The 21,135-nt window shown below is 63.3% G+C and carries 20 protein-coding genes; 5 read left to right on the top strand and 15 right to left on the bottom strand.

Annotated elements, in window-relative coordinates; translation table 11 throughout:
* The first annotated feature begins 8 nt into the window (after window positions 1–8).
* Entirely contained in the window at window positions 9–2,330 is a 2,322-nt protein-coding gene (locus tag CIT25_RS21865; protein WP_095486562.1) for a PAS domain-containing sensor histidine kinase, read from the top strand.
* Between the two features lie 96 nt (window positions 2,331–2,426).
* Here the strand turns inward: CIT25_RS21865 and CIT25_RS21860 are convergent, their stop codons facing one another.
* The 15 genes from CIT25_RS21860 to CIT25_RS21790 all read right to left on the bottom strand — a co-directional run bounded on the left by CIT25_RS21860 (window position 2,427) and on the right by CIT25_RS21790 (window position 18,075).
* Complete coding sequence (locus CIT25_RS21860; protein WP_095486561.1) at window positions 2,427–5,387, bottom strand: bifunctional [glutamine synthetase] adenylyltransferase/[glutamine synthetase]-adenylyl-L-tyrosine phosphorylase; 2,961 nt, start codon at window positions 5,385–5,387, stop codon at window positions 2,427–2,429.
* Window positions 5,387–6,862, bottom strand: coding sequence for a sensor histidine kinase (locus CIT25_RS21855; protein ID WP_095486560.1), 1,476 nt, complete (start codon window positions 6,860–6,862; stop codon window positions 5,387–5,389). Before CIT25_RS21855 ends, CIT25_RS21860 begins: the two co-directional genes overlap by 1 nt.
* Window position 6,863: 1 nt before the next feature.
* A complete protein-coding gene (locus tag CIT25_RS21850; RefSeq protein WP_164547000.1) occupies window positions 6,864–7,538 on the bottom strand; it encodes a response regulator transcription factor in 675 nt (224 codons plus the stop codon).
* Window positions 7,539–7,948: 410 nt separating this feature from the next.
* Entirely contained in the window at window positions 7,949–9,484 is a 1,536-nt protein-coding gene (locus CIT25_RS21845; protein ID WP_095486558.1) for a Do family serine endopeptidase, read from the bottom strand.
* Between the two features lie 128 nt (window positions 9,485–9,612).
* The gene (locus CIT25_RS21840) at window positions 9,613–10,080 is read right to left on the bottom strand and encodes a cytochrome c-type biogenesis protein (RefSeq protein WP_095486557.1); all 468 of its coding nucleotides are present in this window, start codon (window positions 10,078–10,080) and stop codon (window positions 9,613–9,615) included.
* On the bottom strand, window positions 10,077–12,068 hold the full coding sequence (locus tag CIT25_RS21835; RefSeq protein WP_095486556.1) for a heme lyase CcmF/NrfE family subunit: 1,992 nt from the start codon (window positions 12,066–12,068) through the stop codon (window positions 10,077–10,079). Before CIT25_RS21835 ends, CIT25_RS21840 begins: the two co-directional genes overlap by 4 nt.
* 5 nt (window positions 12,069–12,073) lie before the next feature.
* The gene (ccmE, locus tag CIT25_RS21830) at window positions 12,074–12,517 is read right to left on the bottom strand and encodes a cytochrome c maturation protein CcmE (RefSeq protein ID WP_095486555.1); all 444 of its coding nucleotides are present in this window, start codon (window positions 12,515–12,517) and stop codon (window positions 12,074–12,076) included.
* A gap of 3 nt (window positions 12,518–12,520) precedes the next feature.
* The gene (gene ccmI / locus CIT25_RS21825) at window positions 12,521–13,672 is read right to left on the bottom strand and encodes a c-type cytochrome biogenesis protein CcmI (RefSeq protein WP_095486554.1); all 1,152 of its coding nucleotides are present in this window, start codon (window positions 13,670–13,672) and stop codon (window positions 12,521–12,523) included.
* Between the two features lie 116 nt (window positions 13,673–13,788).
* Window positions 13,789–14,229, bottom strand: a complete 441-nt coding sequence (locus tag CIT25_RS21820; RefSeq protein WP_095486553.1) for a hypothetical protein — start codon at window positions 14,227–14,229, stop codon at window positions 13,789–13,791.
* A 153-nt stretch (window positions 14,230–14,382) separates the two neighbouring features.
* Window positions 14,383–15,834 carry an ATP-binding protein gene (locus CIT25_RS21815; protein WP_095486552.1) on the bottom strand — a complete coding sequence of 484 codons (1,452 nt, stop codon included), beginning with the start codon at window positions 15,832–15,834 and terminating at the stop codon, window positions 14,383–14,385.
* Window positions 15,818–16,483, bottom strand: a complete 666-nt coding sequence (locus tag CIT25_RS21810; RefSeq protein WP_023800820.1) for a response regulator transcription factor — start codon at window positions 16,481–16,483, stop codon at window positions 15,818–15,820. Before CIT25_RS21810 ends, CIT25_RS21815 begins: the two co-directional genes overlap by 17 nt.
* A gap of 69 nt (window positions 16,484–16,552) precedes the next feature.
* A complete protein-coding gene (locus CIT25_RS21805; RefSeq protein WP_095486551.1) occupies window positions 16,553–16,852 on the bottom strand; it encodes a hypothetical protein in 300 nt (99 codons plus the stop codon).
* A 175-nt stretch (window positions 16,853–17,027) separates the two neighbouring features.
* Window positions 17,028–17,438, bottom strand: coding sequence for a DUF3168 domain-containing protein (locus CIT25_RS21800; RefSeq protein ID WP_095486550.1), 411 nt, complete (start codon window positions 17,436–17,438; stop codon window positions 17,028–17,030).
* 109 nt (window positions 17,439–17,547) lie between these two features.
* Complete coding sequence (locus tag CIT25_RS21795; protein WP_095486549.1) at window positions 17,548–17,814, bottom strand: DUF1488 family protein; 267 nt, start codon at window positions 17,812–17,814, stop codon at window positions 17,548–17,550.
* A 12-nt stretch (window positions 17,815–17,826) separates the two neighbouring features.
* Window positions 17,827–18,075, bottom strand: a complete 249-nt coding sequence (locus tag CIT25_RS21790; RefSeq protein ID WP_095486548.1) for a hypothetical protein — start codon at window positions 18,073–18,075, stop codon at window positions 17,827–17,829.
* Window positions 18,076–18,321: 246 nt separating this feature from the next.
* Between CIT25_RS21790 and CIT25_RS21785 the strand changes: the two genes are divergently transcribed.
* The 4 genes from CIT25_RS21785 to CIT25_RS36920 all read left to right on the top strand — a co-directional run bounded on the left by CIT25_RS21785 (window position 18,322) and on the right by CIT25_RS36920 (window position 21,129).
* Complete coding sequence (locus CIT25_RS21785) at window positions 18,322–18,660, top strand: co-chaperone GroES (RefSeq protein WP_095486547.1); 339 nt, start codon at window positions 18,322–18,324, stop codon at window positions 18,658–18,660.
* Window positions 18,661–18,767: 107 nt separating this feature from the next.
* On the top strand, window positions 18,768–20,393 hold the full coding sequence (groL, locus tag CIT25_RS21780) for a chaperonin GroEL (RefSeq protein WP_095486546.1): 1,626 nt from the start codon (window positions 18,768–18,770) through the stop codon (window positions 20,391–20,393).
* Window positions 20,394–20,474: 81 nt separating this feature from the next.
* The gene (locus tag CIT25_RS21775) at window positions 20,475–20,864 is read left to right on the top strand and encodes a hypothetical protein (RefSeq protein ID WP_095486545.1); all 390 of its coding nucleotides are present in this window, start codon (window positions 20,475–20,477) and stop codon (window positions 20,862–20,864) included.
* Between the two features lie 103 nt (window positions 20,865–20,967).
* Complete coding sequence (locus CIT25_RS36920; RefSeq protein WP_164547001.1) at window positions 20,968–21,129, top strand: hypothetical protein; 162 nt, start codon at window positions 20,968–20,970, stop codon at window positions 21,127–21,129.
* Window positions 21,130–21,135 lie beyond the last annotated feature (6 nt).

Genomic DNA, 21,135 nt, shown 5'->3' with positions numbered 1-21,135 from the left:
AGCCATTTATGGCGAAGGCGGACGCGTGGGGCGCGCCCGGAGGGACGGCTTTTGAGCGGCGTGAGGCGAGAAGCGATGGTCTCGCCGGCAATGCGCGGCTCATCGCCGAACCCGCCTACCGACGGCTCCTGGCAGCCGAGCCATTGTTGCGCCGATCGATACCGGCCCTGATCATCATTTTCCTGCTCGTCATCGCGGCGCTGCGGTTCCTGTCGCTGATGAACGAGCGCGACGACGTGGAACGCGACGCCAAGGCGATCCTCTCGCTCGCGGCGGGCCAACTGGCCAGTTCGATTAGCGTCGATGCGAAGATGGCGCCGGGCGCGACGCAGGACCTGTTGGAGGGCATTAGCCGTCAGGGCGCCATGGGCCGAAGCCACGTGCTTGCGGTCACTGACGGCGCGCTCAAGATCATTGCCGTGACACCGCTATCGACGCGCTGGGAGGGGCGACCGCTCGACGGCATCGTCCAAGGCGGTCAACCGCTGTTCATGTTCGGCGACCGCGCCGGCGTCATGGAGGTCAGCATCGGCGGTCAGGACTGGTATGCGGCAGTGAGCCTGGCAAGTGGCGGGAAAGGCGCTGCCGCAGCGCTCGTTCCGCAGGAAGCGGTCTTCGACACGTGGCGCAAGACCGTTTCGCTCAACGTCACCCTCTTCGTGCTTACAGCCGGCGTGCTGATCATCATCCTCTACGCTTATTTCGGCCAGGCGGCGCGCGCCCAGGCCGCCGACCGCATCTATCTCGAAGCGCACCAGCGCATCGACATGGCGCTGGTGCGCGGCCGCTGCGGCCTGTGGGACTGGGACATGGTGCGTGGCAAGATGTACTGGTCGCGCTCGATGTACGACATGCTCGGCTATGAGCCCTGCGACACGATGCTGTCGTTCGGTGAGGTCGACGAGATCATCCATCCCGAGGACGGCGACCTGTTCGAGCTTGCCAACAGGATCGTCGCACGCGAGATCGATCACATCGACCAGGTGTTCCGGATGCGCCATGCCGACGGACAATGGGTGTGGATGCGCGCAAGGGCGCAAGTGATCGACCCGGAAGCGCCGGAGATCCAGCTGATCGGCATCGCCGTCGACGTAACCGAGCAGCGGCACCTGGCGCTGCGCTCCGAGGCTGCGGATCTTCGCCTGCGAACGGCCATCGAAAACATCAACGAATCCTTCGTGCTCTGGGACTCCGCCCAGCGTCTGATCATGTGCAATTCCAAGTACCAGCAGGACAACGGCCTGTCAGATCGCGACGTGATGCCGGGCGCCTCGCGCACCGTTCTGGAAGAACGCATGCTTGCCTTCGCTTCGGAGCGACGGCTTGCCAACACCAACGGGCAGCAAGGCGGCGTGACCTTCGAGCGGCAGCTTGCCGACGGGCGCTGGCTGCAGGTCAATGAGCTCAGAACCAGGGACGGCGGCACCGTCTCGGTCGGCTCCGACATCACCCAGATCAAGCTGCACCAGGAGAAGCTGGTCGACAGCGAGCGCCGGCTGATGGCGACGATCCACGACCTCAGCCTTGCCCGCCGGGCCGAGGAAGAGCGGTCGCGCGAACTGGTCGAGCTCAATCGCGAATACATGAAGGAAACCGAGCGCGCCGAGGCCGCGAACCGGGCCAAATCCGAGTTCCTGGCGAACATGTCGCACGAACTGCGCACGCCGCTCAACGCGATCATCGGCTTCTCGGAGCTGATGGAACAGGCGCTGTTCGGGCCCTTGGGCTCGCCGCGCTACGAGGAATATGCCACCGACATCAACGGCAGCGGCAAGTATCTTCTGGGCGTCATCAACGACATCCTCGACATGTCGAAGATCGAGGCCGGCCAGTTCTCGATGGATCAGGAGGAAATCGACCTCTGCCCGCTGATGAGGGAAACGGTGCGCGTCATCTCGCTGCAGGCAGCGGAAAAGTCGATCACTGTCGAAACACGCATCCCAGATTCACTGACGCTTTTCGCCGACCGCCGAGCAATCAAGCAGATCGTCATCAACCTCCTGTCGAATGCGGTGAAATTCACCGGCCAGGGCGGCCGCATTGCGGTAAGGGCCCGCAACACATCCAGCGCTCTGGTCCTGACGATCGAAGACAATGGCTGCGGCATCCCGAAGGAGGCGCTGAGCAAGCTCGGGCGGCCGTTCGAACAGGTGCAGAACCAGTTTTCCAAGAGCCATGCCGGGTCCGGCCTTGGCCTCGCCATCTCACGCTCGTTGGCCGAGCTTCAGGGCGGCGCCTTGAAAATCCGCTCCACCGAAGGCACCGGCACGATCGTGTCGGTGCGCATTCCGATCAAGAAGTCGACGCAGCCGATCAGGGCCGCCGCCTGACCCTCAGTTGTCGTGAAGCGGTTGGCACTTTCGGGAACGCCGGAGGGGACAGCACCCCCGATGCTCTCGCTGAAACAGCCGTTTGGCGTTACGCCCTCATGGTCGCTTCGCACGAAGCAGAAGGTCGAAATCCTTCCTGACCTTTTGCGACGTCTCCTTGAGATGCGCTTCCAGCACACCGAAATCCGGCAGGTCGGTGACCGCCAGGAGCAGATCCGAAAGCCCCGGCGGAACGTCGTCGCGTTCGAACACGCCAGTGAGGCAGAGCCGTATCATCTGGGTCAGCGCCAGATAGAGCGCATAGGCATCGCAAAGCTCCTGCCTGATCTGGGCCTCAGCGAAATCCGGCGCCAGCCTCGACAGGACTTCCGCTGTCCCGATGACCCGGCGGCCGGCTTCGACCTTGCCCGTGATCACCGCCACCTGCGCGATGAATTCGAGGTCGATGAGACCACCCGGGATCAGCTTTATGTCCCAGAGATCGCGCGGCGGCTTCTCCTTCTCGATCATCGCGCGCATCTCGGACGCCTCGGCCATCACCTTGGCGCCGTCGCGCGGCAGGGCAAGCATTGCCGCCACCTCGGCTTCGACCTCGGTGCACAGCGCATGATCGCCACCGATCGCGCGAGCCCTGGACAGCGCCATATGTTCCCATGTCCAGGCGTCCTGGCGCTGGTACTTCTTGAAGGCATCGACATGGGTCGCCACGGGCCCCTTGTTGCCGGACGGCCGCAGGCGAAGATCGAGTTCGTAGAGAACGCCCTCGGCCGTCGGCGCCGAGACGGCCGATATCAGCCGCTGCGTCATCCTGGAGTAATAGTGGGATGGGGCGAGCGGCTTGTCGCCATCGGATTCTTCGGCATCGGTGTCGTGATCATAGAGCAGGATGAGATCGACGTCGGAGCCGGCCGTCAGTTCGCGACTGCCGAGCTTGCCCATGCCGAGCAGCGCAACAGTGCCGCCGGCGACGCGGCCGTGCCGCAGCTCGAACTCGGCGATGACAGCTTGCAGCGCCGCGTCGATGGTAAGATCGGCCAGATCGGAAAAGGCACGGCCGGCGCGGACCGGATCGATCGAGCCGGCAAGCAGCCTGACGCCGATCAGGAATTTTTGCTCGGAAGCAAAGATGCGCAAGCGGTCGAGCACGTCCTCGTAGGCCCTGTCGCCTTCGAGGAAGGCGGCGAGACGGCCTGACAGATAGGCGCGGTCCGGCAGTTCGGTCAAAAGGGCCGGATCGAGCAGGCCATCGAACACGTGCGGCCGGCGCGTGATGATAGCGGCCAGCCGGGGGGCTGCGCCCATGATCGTCGCCATCAGCTTCAGCAAAGCGGGATTGGACTGGAGCAGCGAGAAAAGCTGGATACCGGCGGGCAGGCCGGCAAGAAACTCATCGAAGCGTATCAACGCCTCGTCCGCCCGGCGCGTCTGGCCGAAGGATTGCAGCAGCGCCGGCGTCAGTTCGGTCAACCGCTCGCGCGCCTCGGCCGATCGGGTGACGCGATAGCGGCCGAAATGCCAGCCGCGGATAACGCGGCAGATGTCGCTCGCCCGCTGGAATCCCAATCTCTGCAGGGTCTGCAACGTGTCGGGATCGTCGACATCGCCGGTAAAGACCAGATTGCCGATGCCCGCCGAAAGCTCGGGCGCGGTTTCGAAAAGCGCTGCGTAGTGGCGTTCGACCTGATGGAGCGCAGCGCGGAACGCCCCGGCAAAGGCCGCCGCATCGGCAAAGCCGAGCATACGCGCAATGCGTTCAAGCCCTTCGTCATCTTCCGGCAGTATATGCGTCTGCTCGTCGGCGACCATCTGGATGGCATGCTCGACGCGGCGCAGGAACCAGTATTGCCGGGCGAGCGCGTCGCGCGCATCGGCAGTGATCCAGCCGCGTGCCGCAAGCTGGCCAAGCATCGGCACGGTCTCGCGGCCGCGCAGCTCGGCGAAGCGGCCGCCGGCGATGAGCTGCTGGGTCTGGACGAAGAATTCGATCTCGCGAATGCCGCCGCGGCCGAGCTTGATGTTGTGGCCCTTCACGGCGATCTCGCCGTGGCCCTTGTGGGCGTGGATCTGGCGCTTGATCGAATGAACGTCGGCAATCGCCGCATAGTCCATGTATTTGCGCCAGATGTAGGGCTGGAGGTCCTTCAGGAACGCAGCACCGGCTGCGAGATCGCCGGCCACCGGTCGCGCCTTGATCATGGCGGCGCGCTCCCAGTTCTGGCCGCGCGCCTCGTAGTAGCGCAGTGCCGCCTCGACCGGGATCGCCAACGGCGTCGAACCGGGATCGGGACGAAGCCTGAGGTCGGTGCGGAAGACATAGCCGTGTTCGGTGCGGTCCTGGAGAATGCGGACCAGCCGGCGCGTCAGGCGCGAAAACAGCTCCGTCGCGTCGAGCGGATCGACGACGGCAGGCGCCTGCGGGTCGAAGAAAACGACGAGGTCGATGTCGGAGGAGAAGTTCAGCTCATGCGCGCCAAGCTTGCCCATGCCTAGCAGGATCCAACCCGACCGGCGCGCCGGATCCTCGGGGTCCGGCAGGTTGAGCTTGCCTTGTCCGTGCGCGTCGCGAAGCAGGAAGTCGACAGCAGCGCGGGTGCAGGCGTCGGCAAGACTGCTGAGCCGCCGTACCGTGACGGCGGTTTCGGCCTCGCCTGCAAGATCGGCCAGCGCGATCAGGACATGCGCTTCCGCTTTCCATTGCCGCAGCTCCATCATCAGGCTGCTTTCGGAGATGGCTTCCGCCCGCGCGGCCTTGTCGATCGCCGTGCCGATCGTAATCAGCCGGGCCTCGACGGTTTGATCGAAAAGCGCATCGAGTATCTGCGGGCGGCGGCGCACTGTGTCGCGCAGAAACGGCGACAGGTCGAACACTGCGGCGAGGAAGTCCTGGACGGCGCCCTTGCCGGGCAGGAATTTTCCCAGCCGGGTAAGCCCCTCTTCCTGCGCGGCGGAAGCGATCCCCGACAATTCGTGCCGGGCGCGGCTCTGATCCAGAGGAACGAGCTTTGCCGCCGGCTTCAAGAGCCAGTTGGGCTGTTCCGCAGCCGCCCTCACCGCCATCAGCGATCCTCCCTTTCGGGAAAACTCATAACGACGGACAATCCGGGATCGGCCGGCAGAAGATCAAGCCGTCCGTTGTGGAATGTCATGATTGCCTTGGCGAGGCTGAGGCCCAGGCCGGAACCCGGCTGCGAGCGACTTTTCTCCAACCGCACGAAACGCTCGGTCGCCCTGGCGCGATCGGCATCGTCGGGGATGCCGTGGCCGTTGTCTGTGACGGAAAGCCTGATTTCCCTGCCGACGCGATCGAGCGCCACGCGGACGGACGGCTTGGCTGTCGAGTCGGTAGAATATTTGATCGCGTTGTCGACGATGTTCGACAGCGCCTGGCCGATCAGCTCGCGATTGCCTTCGACGGCGAAGGCATCCTGCACCGAAGTCTCGAGTGTCACCCCCGCCTCCTCCGCCACCGGCTCGTAGAGCTCGACGACATCGCGCACGGACGCAGCCAGATCGACCCGGCTGGTGCTTTCGGAGGAATAGCCCGCCTCCAGCCTGGAGATCATCAGGATGGCGTTGAAGGTTTTTATCAGCTGGTCGGACTCGGCGATGGTCCCTTCCAGCGCCTGCCGGTAGTCGGCGGCCTTGTACTTACCGGAAAGCGTCGCCTCGGCGCGGTTGCGCAGCCTAGTCAGCGGTGTCTTCAGATCGTGGGCGATGTTGTCGGAGACCTGCTTCAGCCCTTCGTTGAGCGTGGCGATCCTGGCCAGCATGGAATTGAGGTTTTCGGAGAGGCGGTCGAACTCGTCGCCTGCGCCGGTGACCGGCAGCCGGCCGGAAAGATCGCCGCCCATGATGCGGCGGCTCGCCTCCGACACCGAGTCGATACGCTTCAGCGCCGCGCGTCCGACAAAGAACCAGATCAGAAGCCCGCCAAGCCCCATCATGCCCAGCGCCAGCATCAGCGCGCGGCGGATGACGGCGCGGAACCGCTCCGGCTCGCCGAGGTCGCGACCAACCAGCATGATCATCTGGTTCGGCAGGCGCAACACCAGCGCAATGGCGTTATGCCCCTTCTCGCCCTCCACTTGCACTTCGTTCTGGCCGGACTGGGTGTCGTTCGGGTCGGCGACCGGATTGCGTTGCCGCTCGAGCTCGGCCTCGCCGAAGCGCCGGTAGGAAAACGGCTCTGTCGTCCAGCCTTCGGCCTCGAGAACGCCGGGCTCCAGGCTCTGCACGTTTCCGGTCAGGATCTGGCCGTTGGTGTCGGCGATCAAATAGAGATTGGCGCCGGGCTGGCGGGAGCGCTGCTCGACCACGCGGACCAGCAGCGGCAAGCCGCCGCGCTGATAGGCCCGGGCGAGGCCGAGCACCTCGTCGTTGATCGTGTCCTGGGTCTGGCCGGTCAGCATGCGCGCCGACAGCGAGGTCATGTAGAAGACGAGCAGCACCGCGCAGATGGCGAACAGCAGGAGATAGAGCGCCGAAAGCCGCGCTGCCGTCGTCCTCATGATGGCCGGCATGGAAAGAGCCATGCTACCCGCTCTTGAGCATATAGCCGGCGCCACGAACCGTGTGCAGGATCGGCTTGTCGAAGCCCTTCTCGATCTTGCCGCGCAGCCGCGAGACGTGAACGTCGATGACGTTGGTCTGCGGATCGAAATGGTAGTCCCAGACATTCTCCAGCAGCATGGTGCGCGTCACCACCTGGCCGGCATGGCGCATCAGATACTCCAGAAGCCGGAACTCGCGCGGCTGCAGCGTGATCTCGCGCGCCGCGCGCCGCACCGAATGCGAGAGCCTGTCGAGCTCAAGATCGCCAACCCGGTAGACGGTTTCGGCTTCCCTGGCGCTGGCGCGGCGGTTCAGCACCTCGACCCGGGCCAGAAGCTCGGAAAAGGCATAGGGCTTGGTCAGATAGTCGTCGCCGCCGGCGCGCAAGCCGGTGACCCGGTCGTCGACTTCGCCGAGTGCCGACAGGATCAGCACCGGCGTCGTGTTGCCTCTTGATCTCAGACCGGCGATGACCGACAGGCCGTCGCGGCGCGGCAACATGCGGTCGACGACCATCACGTCATAGTCGCCGGAATCAGCGAGCGCGAAGCCGGTTTCGCCATCGCCGGCGACATGGGCGGTGTGTCCGGCCTCAGTGAAGGCTTTCTGGAGGTAATCGGCCGCTTCGCGATCGTCTTCTATGACGAGAATCTTCATGGGACCGTTATACGCGATTTCGCTGGAAGATTGAGTGGCCGGCATATGCATCGTGGCCTCACCAGAGCGTATCGCGAACAAAGTGATTCAAGGATACGCCGTAAGTCTTTGTTTTGGAATGTCGTTGTCCCAAAGCCACCGGCACCCTCGGATCAAGACCGAGGCGGGCTTTTGGGCGACATGCTTCGTTGTTTGAGCATGTCGTCATCCCAAAACCGCTTCACACTTTTGGGCGACATGCTTCGTGTTTGAGCATGCCGTCATGCTCTGTTCGAGCGGCAGCGGGCGATGGGAGTCCGCTGCCGCTGGGGAACACGATGACTGACTGACTAACGTATTCAGGCCCCGTGCTTTCCGGTGCGGCGGCTCGGGGGGTGTTGAAAACCGCCGCACCGGAAAAGTCTGGAACGTCAGCCCTTGGCGACAGGCAGCGCGACGAAGCGGTTGCTATCGTCGCGGGTGATCTGCATCAGCACCGCCTTGCGGCCCGACTTCACCGCGTCGGCCATCGCCTTGGCGACATCGTCGGTGCCATTGACCTCCGTCGAATTGACCGAGGTGATGACGTCGCCCGGCTGGATGCCGCGATCGGCGGCATCGCTGTCGGGGTCGACATCGGTCACCACAAGCCCTTTGCCATCGTCGGATCTGGTGACGGTGAGGCCGAGATCGGCCAGCGTGTCGGCCTTTGGCGGAGCGGAAGGCTGCTGGTCGGCCGAAGCCTGCTTGTCGCTCGAAGGCAGCGTGCCGAGATCGACCTTGACGGTCTCACTCTTGCCGTCACGCCACAGCGTGACCTCGACCGGTTTGCCGGGCTGGTAGGCGCCGATCAGACGCGCGAGTTCCTTCGGCGAAGCGACGTCCTTGCCGTCCACCTGAGTGATGACGTCACCGGCTGATATACCGGCCTTCTTGCCCGGACCATCGTTCTGGGCGCTGGAAACGAGCGCGCCCTTATCGGACTTCAGCCCAAGCGATTCGGCGATTTCGGAGGTGACCGGCTGGATCTCGACGCCAAGCCAGCCGCGCTGGACGGTGCCGTCCTTCATCAGATCCTGCACGACAGCCTTTGCCGTCGAGGCAGGAATGTCGAAGGCGATACCGACGCTGCCGCCGGACGGCGAGAAGATCGCGGTGTTGATGCCGACGACCTGGCCGTTAAGGTTGAAGGTCGGGCCGCCCGAATTGCCGCGGTTCACCGAGGCGTCGATCTGGATGAAATCGTCATAGGGGCCGGCGCCGATATCGCGGCCACGAGCCGAGACGATGCCGGCGGTGACCGTGCCGCCGAGGCCGAACGGATTGCCGACGGCCACGACCCAGTCGCCGACGCGAACCTTGGAATCATCGGCGAAGTCGACATAGGTGAACTTGCCGTCGCCTTCGACCTTGAGCACCGCGAGATCGGTGCGTGGGTCTGTGCCGACCAGCTTGGCGTCGAGTTCCTTGCCGTCATGCATCACCACCGTGAAGGACGAGCCATCTCCGACGACATGGTTGTTGGTGACGAGGTAACCATCATCGGAGATGAAAAAACCGGACCCCTGGGCGACCGGCCGCGGCTGGCGGTTCTGATCACGGCGTCCGAAGCGCCGCATTCCATCCTGGCCCCCCTGATCGCCAAAGCCACGGAACTCCCTGAAGAAGCGGCGCAATTGCGGATCGTCGGGAAGATTGCCGAAGCCGTCGGGCAGGTCGGAGCCGTCGTCGGCGGTCGATTCTATCTTGGCTTTGACGCGTACACTGACGACCGCCGGCGAAACGCGCTCGACCACATCGGCGAAGCTCGGGACCTGCGGCGCCTCGACACGCACGGCCTCGGCCAGGACCGGGGCTGTCACGGTGGCAACCGCGCCGAAGCCGATCGCGCCGGCAATGGCCACTGAAGCTGCGGCAGCCATCAGGCGTTTGCGGGTGCGGGGATATGAACTGGGGGCAATATTCATGGGTCTCGTATCCTCTTCAAGGGATGCGCTTCGGTCGGCATCCTCGGGCAAGAGAAATAGAGGGGCGCACATTACGGCGCCATTTCCGGTGCATGAAACTTTCGTAATGTTTGCGGGGGCCGCCGCCTTCAGTCCCGGTGCAAAATAGTGTCCAGCTCCGCCTGTTCCTCGGCGGTCAACGCATTGGTTGGCGCTGAGCGGCGCGAGCGGGCGCCGAGCACGATGACGGCGCCGCCGGCAAGGAGCAGAAGGATCGGCGTGCCCCAGAGTAAAGCATTGCGCAGGCTGAAGCGCGGTTTCAACAGCACGAACTCGCCGTAGCGGGAAACAATATAGTCTATCACCTGCTGGTCGGTGTCGCCGGCAACGAGGCGCTGGCGCACCAGCACGCGCAGATCGCGGGCAAGGTCTGCATCGGATTCATCGATCGACTGGTTCTGGCAAACCATGCAGCGCAGCTCTTCCGAAAGCGTCCGCGCCCGCGTCTCGAGCGCCGGGTCGGCCAGAACCTCGTCGGGCTTCACCGCAAGTGAAGCGCCGGCAAACAACAGCGTCAGCAGCAGGATCAGCGAGGCCAGTGAAAATCTTGCGGTCATGGCAGGCTCGCGGAAGGCACTGCGCCGGTCGACTTGCGGCGGCGCGACGGTGCCCCGACGCGCAGGCGCCGGTCCATGAGCGACATCGCAGCACCTGCCATCATGACCAGGCTGCCCCCCCAGATCAGCGTCACCAGCGGCTTCCACCAAAGCCGCACCACGACGGAGCCGTCGGTCCCTTCGTCGCCAAGCGAGAGGTAGAGCTGGCTGAACCCAATCGTCTTGATACCGGACTCGGTCGTCGTCATCTGTCGGACCGGATAGGAGCGCTTGGATGAGGTGATTATGGCGGTTGTGCTTCCATCGGCGTCGAGCAGCGCAAAGCGGCCACGATCCTCGCTGTAATTAGGCCCCTGAGCGGGATAGAGCCCTTCGAAACGCAGCGTGTGGCCGGACAGTTGCACGGTCTCGCCCGCATGCATCGACAATATCTTCTCGGTGCCGAAGCAAAGCGTGCCGACGATGCCCAGCGTCGTCAGCCCGAGGCCGAGATGGGCGAGCGCGGTGCCGAAGACCGAACGCGGCAGGCCGGCGAAGCGCCTGAACATGGTGCCGGTTGCGACAGTGCCAAAGCCGGACTTGACGGCAATATCGGTGAGCGCGCCGCAGATCAGCCAAAAGGCCAGGCCGACGCCAAGTGCTGCGAACACCGACGCGCCGTCGATGAACAAGGCCGTCACCAGCACGGCCAGAAGCGCTGCGGCGAAGGCCGCCATCAGGCGCTGGGCGACGGCGAAGATGTCGCCGCGCTTCCAGGCCAGCAGCGGCCCGAACGGGACCACGACCAGAAGCGGCACCATCAGCGGGCCGAATGTCAGGTTGAAGAACGGCGCGCCGACCGAAATCTTGTCGGCTGAAACGGCCTCGACCGCCAGCGGATAAAGCGTGCCGATCAGCACGGTGGCGGTGGCCGTGGTCAGGAACAGATTGTTGAGGACCAGCGCCCCTTCGCGCGAGATTGGATGGAACAGGCCGCCGGCCGTCAGCCTCGACGCGCGAAAGGCGAACAGCGCCAGCGATCCGCCGATGAACAGTGTCAGGATGCAGAGGATGAACACGCCGCGCGTCGGATCGGTGGCGAAGGCGTGGACCGAAGTGAGCACCCCGGAGCGCACCAGGAAGGTGCCGAGCAGCGACAGCGAGAAGGTCAGGATCGCCAGCAGCAGCGTCCAGATCTTCAGGGCCGAGCGCTTCTCCATGACGATCGCCGAGTGGAGCAGCGCCGTGCCCGCCAGCCATGGCATAAAGGAGGCGTTCTCGACCGGATCCCAGAACCAGAAGCCACCCCAGCCAAGTTCGTAATAGGCCCAGTAGGAGCCCATGGCGATGCCGCCTGTCAGGAACATCCAGGCGACCAGCGTCCATGGCCGCACCCAGCGCGCCCAGGACGCGTCGATGCGGCCTTCGATGAGGGCGGCGACCGAGAAGGAAAAGCAGATCGAGAAGCCGACATAGCCGAGATAGAGCAGCGGCGGATGGATGGCGAGACCGAGATCCTGCAGGATCGGATTGAGATCGCGGCCCTCGATCGGCGCCGGATTGAGCCTGGCGAACGGGTTGGACGTCGCCAGGATGAACAGGAAGAAGGTGGCGCCGATGGCCCCTTGCACGGCCAGCACATTGGCTCGAAGCGTCGCAGGAAGATTGCTGCCGAAAGCAGCGACGAGCGCGCCGAAGAAGGTCAGGATCAGCACCCAGAGCAGCATCGAGCCTTCGTGATTGCCCCAGGTGCCGGTGATCTTGTAGATCAGCGGCTGCAGCGAATGCGAGTTGTCCCAGACATTGGCCACCGAAAAATCGGACGTTGCATAGGCTATCGCCAGCGCCGCGAAGGACAGAGCGGTCAAGGCGAAGCCGGTCACCGCGACCGGACCGCCGACGGCCATCATCTTCTGGTTGTTCATGCGCGCGCCGAACAGCGGTACCAGCGTCTGCACCAAGGCCAGCGCAAACGCCAGGACCAGCGCGAAATGTCCGGTTTCAACCAAGGCTGTTACTCACTCTTGCTCTCCTGCCACACGCCCTTGGCCTTGAGACCGTCGGCCACCTCCTTGGGCATGTAGTTCTCGTCGTGCTTGGCCAACACGCTGTCGGCGACGAAGACGCCGTCCGGGCGAAACGTGCCTTCAGTGATGACGCCCTGCTCCTCGCGGAAAAGGTCGGGAAGAATGCCGGTGTAGGTGACTTTCACCTGCTTCTGATTGTCGGTCACCGAAAAGGCGACAGTGGCCCCCTGGCCGCGCTCGATCGTGCCTTTTTCGACGAGGCCGCCGAGCCTGATACGCTGCCCGGGCTGCAGGCTGGCGGTGGTCAGATCGGCGGGCATGTAGAAGTAGGAGGCCTTCTGGCCGAGCGCGTAGAAGGTCAGACCGGTGGCGGCACCGAGAAAGGCCAACCCTCCGGCGATCACCGACAGTCTTTTCTGTTTGCGCGTCATGTTTTACTCCGTCGCCGTCAGACCAAGCGAGACGGCAAAGGCGGTGAATTTCTTCGCTTCCTCACTATCGGAGCCAAAAACGGCGATACCGCGATTGAGCGCGTCGCGTGCCTGATCGGCCTTGCCCAGCACGACATAGGAACGAATAAGCTGCATCCATCCTTCCGCATCGCGCGGGTTTTGACGAAGTTTTTCATCAAGTCCCGCAACCATGGTGTTGATCATCGCTTCCCTGTCCTGCGGCGACATCGACGAGGCGGCATCGACATCCCCGGCGCCCGGGCCTTTTGCAGGCTCTCCCGAAGCGACGCTCCGCTTGGCGGATTCGGCCAGTGCCTGCTCGACGGCGCCGCGCCAGGCTGAGTCCTGCGGCAAGGCCGCTAGCATTTTCTGCCAGCCAGCTGTCGCCTCCTCAATGCGGCCTTCCTGCGCCATGCCCATCGCGAGATAAAAGCTCGCCTTCGGATTTGCCGGATCGAGCTTCAGCGCCGCCTCGAAAGCGGCCTGAGCGTCGGACGAAACAATGCCGCCCGCTGCGTTGGCGATCGCCTCGCCGAGGCCTGCCTGGCGGGCGGCGCTGTCACCGTCGAGGCGAATGGCGTTGCGATAGGCCGTCACCGCATCGGCGAAGCGCTGCATGCGCAGATAGATGGGCGCCAGAACGTCCCAACCCCTGCCATCGGACGGATTGGCGGCAAGGTGAGCCTCGGCGCGTGCCACCAGCTCGTCCACCGAACTGTCGGCGGGATTCTTGGTCAGCCGCTCGCTGAGCGGCTGCGACGGCAGATCGGGCGAGCCCAGCTGGCTGTACAAGCCCCAACTGACCAGCGGAACCACCAGGACCGCGGCCGTCGCAACCAGCCTGGTCGCCATCGACGGCTGCCGCGCCGCGGCCTTGTCGGCCGGATCGGCCCCGGCCCCGGCATTGTCCAGGCGAAGGATGCGGCGAGCGATTTCGGCACGCGCCTCTTCGGCCTCCGCCGGCTGGATCAGGCCGCGCGCCACGTCTCGGTCAAGCTCCGACAGCTGGTCGCGATAAACTTCAAGGTCATGATCGCTGCTCGCCGAACCATCCTTCGGGCCGCCGGCCAGCGGCAGCAGAACCGCCAGGCTTGCACCCAGCGTGAGAATGGCAGCTATGACCCAGAACAGCATGCTTCTTCCAATAACGGCAGAGCCCTGCCCTGCCAACACAGGCATCCTGCGACGCTTTGACGGCAGGTGCGTCGCATGTGCTTGATTGATGTCAACCGGACCTATCCGCCCAGTCGTTACGTCAGCGGCGTCCAGCTGCCATCGGCGTTGCGGCAAGCGGTTCCGCGCGCGGTGGCGCCGGCGGCCCCGGTAAAGACCGTATGGGTGTATTGCCGGCAGTCCTGCGAGCCGACACGATAGGGCTGGGCGGCGACAACCTCGCCATAATGCGCCGACCGATCGCTCTTCCACGTCACCTTCTGGCCACTCGCTGTGTACTCGAGCGCCTTGTATTCCGCCTCCAGCGCCTTGCGCTTCTCGGATTCCTTCAAGCCGGCACCGATCGATCCGCTGACGAGGCCGCCGCCCATGGCGGAAATGATCGTCGTCGCGATCTTGCCGTCAGTTGGCGGCGTGACGGCAGGCTGCGGCGCCACCGTGGGGGCCGGGCTGTTGCCCAGCGTCGTGCAGCCGGAAACGGCCAGCAGTGCGGAAACGAGCGCGACGCGAATCTTCATGCCAACAACCGGTTTTCTTGAGTTAGAGCTGGGAGCCGCGCCATCGGGGAAGTCGGTGTGGCCATTAATGTTGATGTTTGTCCGAAATTTGGCCGCGGCCGACGCTACGGGACCAATCGACATGCCGCCATATCACGCACCGTCGATCAAGCATCATTGAAGGCTCCGCAATCGAACCACTGCCTTCAACCCGCCCATGCCGGACCGTTCCAGAGCCAGAACGCCTCCATACTCATTGACGAGGTCGGCGACAATGGCAAGTCCAAGCCCGGTCCCCGGCTTGGTCTCGTCGAGCCGCCGTCCGCGCCTCAGCGCCTCGCGCGCCTTGTCTTCGGGAATGCCCGGGCCGTCATCCTCGATACTGATCTCGAACAGATTGACGGCACCCTCCTTGCCGGCGCCACTCGTCTTGTCGGAGATTGGTGCCACCGACACTGCGACCGCGCTCTTTGCCCATTTCATGGCGTTGTCGAGCAAATTGCCAAGCAATTCTTCCAGATCCTCACGTTCCCCGGCAAAGACGATATCGACTGCCGGCAGCGAAAGCGAGAGAGCAGTCTGCGGGTTGAGTTTTTGCAGCACGCGCACCATGCGCTGGACCAGCGGCGCCACCGGCGTACGGTAGACGACGCTGTCGCGTTGCGCCGCGACGCGGGCGCGCTGCAGATAGTGGTCAACCTGCTTCTGCATCGAGGCGGCCTGCTCGGCTATGAGCTTGCCCTTGGCGCCGCCAAGCGCCCGCCCCTCGTTGATCAGCACCGCCAGCGGCGTCTTCAGCGAATGGGCGAGGTTGCCGACCTGCGTGCGCGAGCGCTCGACAATACGCTTGTTGTTTTCGATCAGCGCGTTGGTCTCGTTGGCAAGCGGCTCGATCTCGGCCGGGAAGCGGCCGTCTAGCCTTTGCGCGGTTCCTTCCCGCACCATGGCGAGAGCGTTCCTGACCCGGCGCAATGGCTGCAGGCCCAGCAGGATGGCGATGGCGTTGATGGCGATCATGCCGACGCCGAACAGGGAAAGATAGGTCAGAAGGCGACGCTGGAAGGCGCCTATCTCCTGCTCGAGCTCGGTCTGGTTGCCCATGACACGGAAGCGCGCCGCGCGATTTTTCGCGTCGAGAACGAATTCGCTCTCGAACACTTCCAGCTCCTCGCCATTGATGCCTTCGGTGGCATAGCTGCGCTGGAAGCTGGCATTGAAGGGAACCTCGGCGACGCCTGGCGACGGGATCGTCTTGGTCATCGAGGAGGAGTGCAGATCGCCGCGCACGCCTTCCGACGCAGGCTCCACCGACCAGTACCAGCCGGAATTCGGCTCCGAGAACCGAAGATCGCCAAGGTCGGGAGCGCCGGTCAGCGAACCGCCTTCGGACACGCCGACCGAGCCGATCAGATTGAACAGATGCGCCGACAGCAAGCTGTCGAAACCGCGCTCGCTCGCCTGGCGATAGAGCGTCGTGATCAGCGTGAAGATGACGACCAGGGTGAGTATCGCCCAGACCGTGGAAAAGGCGATCACCCGGAACGCCAGCGAACGCGGCCAGAACCGCAGCGAAAGCGGCGTTCTTGCAGTCTGTTTGAGCGGTTCCGCCTTACGCCTCCGGCTCACGCATTCGATAGCCCATGCCGCGAACGGTTTCTATCATGTCGATGCCCATCTTCTTGCGAAGCCGCCCGACAAAGACCTCGATTGTGTTGGAATCGCGGTCGAAATCCTGATCGTAAAGATGCTCGACCAGCTCGGTGCGGGACACGACCTCGCCCATATGGTGCATCAAATAGGCAAGCAGGCGGAATTCGTGCGACGTCAGCTTCAGCGGCACGCCGTCGACATCGGCCTTGGAGGCCTTGGTGTCGAGCCGCAACGGCCCGCAGGTCAACTCGGACGACGCATGGCCGGCCGCGCGCCGGATGAGCGCGCGAACCCTGGCCAGCACCTCTTCGATGTGGAACGGCTTGGTGACGTAATCGTCGGCGCCGGCGTCGATGCCGGATACCTTGTCGCTCCAGCGATCGCGCGCCGTCAGAATCAGGACCGGCATCTTGCGGCCGCCGCGTCGCCAGCGCTCAACCACACTGATGCCGTCCATCTGCGGCAAGCCGATGTCGAGCACCACGGCGTCATAGGGCTCGGTATCGCCAAGGAAATGCCCTTCCTCACCGTCGAAGGCCCGGTCGACGACATAGCCGGCATCGACCAACGCGTCTGATATCTGCCGGTTGAGATCCTTGTCATCTTCGACGACCAGTACGCGCATGCTGGGATCAACACCTGTTGAAGAATTGGTCAGATATAGGCCGATTCCGACACGCTGGGAAACGGCGGGTCAATTCTGCGGAACGACGATCTCTGTGCGGCGCGGGCGCTGTCCGTCCTTGCCTGGAACCAGCACGACGATGACGCAGACCGGCTGGCCACCGCGCGTCGACTGTGATGCCTTGGCCAGCGTGCCGCCATTCTGCTCGGCGACCTGCTGACCGATCGCGTAGCAGTCGGAGGCAGCCAGGACGACCGGCCGGTTCTGCTCGGGCACGACGACCGGCAGCGCCGTCGCCTGCGATGCGAACAGAGCGGCCGCTGATAGCGCCAATGTCGCGGTTCGGAAGTGGGAACGAAGCGTTTTCATGGTCAGCGTTCTAACGCATCGGTGCTGAACGTGAAATGAACAGTGAACGCCTGCAACACATGCCTATCCCACCCCTGAAACGCGAGACAACCGACCTTATGATTTCGCCGCCCCAACCCGGCAAAATTCATCGAAGCGCCAGTCTAGACTGTGTTGCAGCCATATTGAAAGCGCGTCAGGCGTTTTCTTCCGTCACGGCGCGAAAGCGCAGCAGCCCGTGATAGGCCGAAAGGTCCTCGTCGTAACGGCCCTCGGTGAATTCGAGCCTGAGATTGAGTCGGTGATGCTCGTCGAGCGCGAGCGCCGCATCCTGGAGCCGGGCGCTGACCATGTCCATCACATCGAGCATTTCTTTCCTGGCCTCGGACTTCGACCAGAAATGCAGCGTGAAAAGCTGCTCGGCGTCGTTCTCCATGCCCGTTGTCCAGTCGTAGACGCTGGTCCGGCCAAAGGTGACATAGGGAAACGGGACATTTTCCGGGGCATGGTCGAACAGTTTAGCGCCGCCCAATGCCGCTGACAGGAAACCATCACCGTTCAGCGTTTCGAACAAGGCCTTCTGCAGCGCGGCCGCCGGCGCGGTCATCGTCTTCTCCCTCGCCCGTCACGACTGAACAGGCCTTCACCGTCAGCGATTCCTGCTTGCAGCGTAGCCGCGTTGACGTTCTGGCGCCAGATCACGGGACGGTCGGGATTTATCGAAAATCGGCTGCGGTCAGCACGTACATGCTCTTGCCGGTACGGGCATAAGCATTCCTTGCGACGTCATGTATGGGACCGACAGCCGCATCGAAGGCGGCGAGATATGTGGCTTCGGCTGTCGCCGTCCCCGACGGTGCCGTCGAGATGGCATCTGCATCGACAAAGAAAGAAATCTGGGACATGCCGTCATAGCCGACGAAGCGGATCCGTCGGCTCGCTTCGTCGTAGCTGCGGCTTTGGTTTGGAAATGTCAGGCTCATGACTTGACGCCGTTAAGCGGCACCCGCCTTCTTGACTGCCGCCCGCTTTTTCTTGGGGGCGACGGGATTGAGGGCCTCCGCGGCGCGGTCGGCCTCTTCCTTGGCCAGCCGCAGCGCCCGCAGCCTTGCCGTCTTGATGATCCTGGCCTTGGCTTCCGAAACATATTCGGCCGTTGCCTGGTTTCGCTCCGCGGTTTTCTTCTGCTTTTCCATGAAGCGCGCCTCAGCTTTTTCCATTATATTCTGACTGAATTCCGCCATCGATAAAATCTCCTTCTTGACTGAGATTATGAAAGTGAGTTTCTCATCTAAAATAGGTACTCGGGCAGAAAAAATCAATTCCAGGATTATTTTATGCTCATCGAATCCATGGAAATGAAACTGCCAAATAATACTGTCAATAGTTTCCGATAAAGGACTAATATTTTTTGGCACTCCTATCTATCGAGTGCCAAAACGCCTATACAAGGGCGTGGCCGCCTAAGCCGGCCCCAGAAAGAAGTTCCCATGAAATTCCGGCCACTCCACGATCGCGTCGTTATTCGGCGCGCCGAAAGCGATACCAAATCCAAGGGCGGCATCATCATCCCCGACAATGCCAAGGAAAAGCCGCAGGAAGGCGAAGTGATCGCCGTCGGGCCAGGCGCGCGGGACGAAAGCGGCGCGCTGATCGCACTCGATGTCAAGGCCGGCGACCTCATCCTGTTCGGCAAATGGTCGGGAACCGAAGTCAAGATAGACGGTGAGGACCTTCTGATCATGAAGGAGGCCGACATCATGGGCATCATCGACAAGAGCGAGATGGGCATCACCGACAAGATCGTGGCTGCCAAGAAAGCCGCCTGATTGGAGCGCCGCGCGTCCTCTTGGACGCGCAGAGGATGCTCCAAGTTTTTGATTCAGGCGGGTGCTGCCAGCGCCTTGCCACAACCAATTGAACGGGACGAAAAAACATGTCTGCCAAGGAAATCAAATTCTCCACCGATGCGCGTGACCGGATGCTGCGCGGTGTCGAAATCCTCAACAACGCCGTCAAGGTGACGCTCGGCCCCAAGGGCCGTAACGTCATCATCGACAAGGCCTATGGCGCGCCGCGCATTACCAAGGACGGGGTGACGGTGGCCAAGGAAATCGAGCTTGCCGACAAGTTCGAGAACATGGGCGCCCAGATGGTGCGCGAAGTGGCCTCGAAGACCAACGATCTCGCCGGCGACGGCACCACCACCGCCACGGTGCTTGCCGCTTCCATCCTGCGCGAGGGCGCCAAATTCGTTGCCGCGGGCATGAACCCGATGGACCTCAAACGCGGCATCGACCTTGCGGTCACCGCCGTCGTCAAGGAAATCCAGGCACGCGCCAAGAAGGTCAAATCTTCCGGTGAAATCGCGCAGGTCGGCACCATTGCCGCCAATGGCGATGCCACCGTCGGCGCCATGATCGCCAAGGCGATGGACAAGGTCGGCAATGACGGCGTCATCACTGTCGAGGAAGCCAAGACCGCAGAGACCGAACTCGACGTCGTCGAGGGCATGCAGTTCGACCGTGGTTATCTCAGCCCCTATTTCGTCACCAATGCCGAGAAGATGCGCGTCGAGCTGGAGGACCCTTATGTCCTCATTCACGAAAAGAAGCTTGGCAATCTGCAGGCGATGCTGCCGATCCTCGAAGCCGTGGTGCAAAGCGGCAAACCGCTGGTGATCATCTCCGAGGACGTCGAAGGCGAAGCGCTGGCGACGCTGGTCGTCAACAAATTGCGCGGTGGCCTCAAGGTCGCGGCAGTCAAGGCGCCGGGCTTCGGTGATCGCCGCAAGGCGATGCTGGAAGACATCGCCGTGCTCACTGCCGGCCAGATGATCTCGGAAGACCTTGGCATCAAGCTCGAGAACATCACCATCGACATGCTCGGCCGCGCAAAGCGCGTGCTGATCGAGAAGGACACGACGACGATCATCGACGGTGCAGGCGAGAAGGCCACGATTCAGGCGCGTGTCCAGCAGATCAAGGGGCAGATCGAGGAAACCACTTCCGACTACGATAAGGAGAAGCTGCAGGAGCGGTTAGCCAAGCTCGCCGGCGGCGTCGCGGTCATTCGCGTCGGTGGTGCGACCGAGTCCGAGGTCAAGGAAAAGAAGGACCGTATCGACGACGCGCTGAACGCCACGCGCGCGGCGGTGGAAGAAGGGATCGTTCCCGGCGGCGGCGTCGCTCTGCTGCGCGCCAAGGCCGTGCTGAACGGGCTGACCGGAGCCAATGCCGATGTGACGGCGGGCATTTCGATCGTGTCGAGAGCGCTCGAAGCGCCGATCCGCCAGATCGCCGAGAACTCCGGCGTCGAAGGTTCGATCGTTGTCGGCAGGCTCATGGACAGCAAGGATCACAACCAGGGCTTCGATGCTCAGAACGAGATCTATGTCGACATGATCAAGGTCGGCATCGTCGACCCGGCAAAGGTGGTGCGGACCGCGCTCCAGGATGCCGGTTCGATCGCGGCATTGCTGATCACTGCGGAAGCCATGATCACCGACATTCCAGCCAAGGATGCCGCGCCTGCGGCCGGCGGCGGCATGGGGGGCTACTGACCATCGCCTAGACAAGCCTGCAGCGCCCGGCCGGAAAGGCCGGGCGACCGATCCCAACACCAACCAGGAAGGAACTGTTCCGTGGCCACACAAAGCAGCAAGCCATCTCTCGCGCGTCGATGGGAAGATTACCAGCCGGCCAAATCCACGCTTTTGTGGGCATGTGCGGCAACCGTCGTCGCCACGCTGATCATCGGTTTCAACTGGGGCGGCTGGGTGACCGGTGGCACCTCACGCGCGCTGGCGACAACCGCCGGCGACGTGGCGCGCGGCGAGCTGGCCTCGGCGGTCTGCGTCGATCGCTTCAATACGGCACCCGATGCCGCCGCCAAACTTGTAGAGTTCAAGGCCATAACCGACAGTTACAAGAAGCGGCAGTTCATCGAGACGGGCGGCTGGGCGACCATGCCCGGGAAAACCTCGCCCGACAGGCTGGGTGCGCAAAGCTGTGCGGTCGCTCTCGCCGCCTGATATCATCGACCTCTCCGAGAGAAACGAACTCTACACGAGAGCCTGAAAGAAAACCGCCGGGGCATCTCCCCGGCGCGCGGCCCGCCGGCAAGGAGATCGATCCATGATTGCGTTCGTCCCGAAGCCAAATGCCGTCGCGACAATCAAAGCGGTTGAGGAAAGTCGCTTCGATCGCATTCGTAGACTTGCCGATAAGCATAGGAAAGCTGACACCGGCACGATACGCCGCGACCCGCAAAAGACCGGCGACAAACGCCCTATGTGACGCCCG

Origin of the sequence: Mesorhizobium mediterraneum (assembly GCF_002284565.1) — a bacterium.
Classification (GTDB): domain Bacteria; phylum Pseudomonadota; class Alphaproteobacteria; order Rhizobiales; family Rhizobiaceae; genus Mesorhizobium; species Mesorhizobium mediterraneum.
The sequence above is the reverse complement of the archived record's forward strand: the minus strand, read 5'-3'. Positions and strand labels throughout refer to the sequence as shown.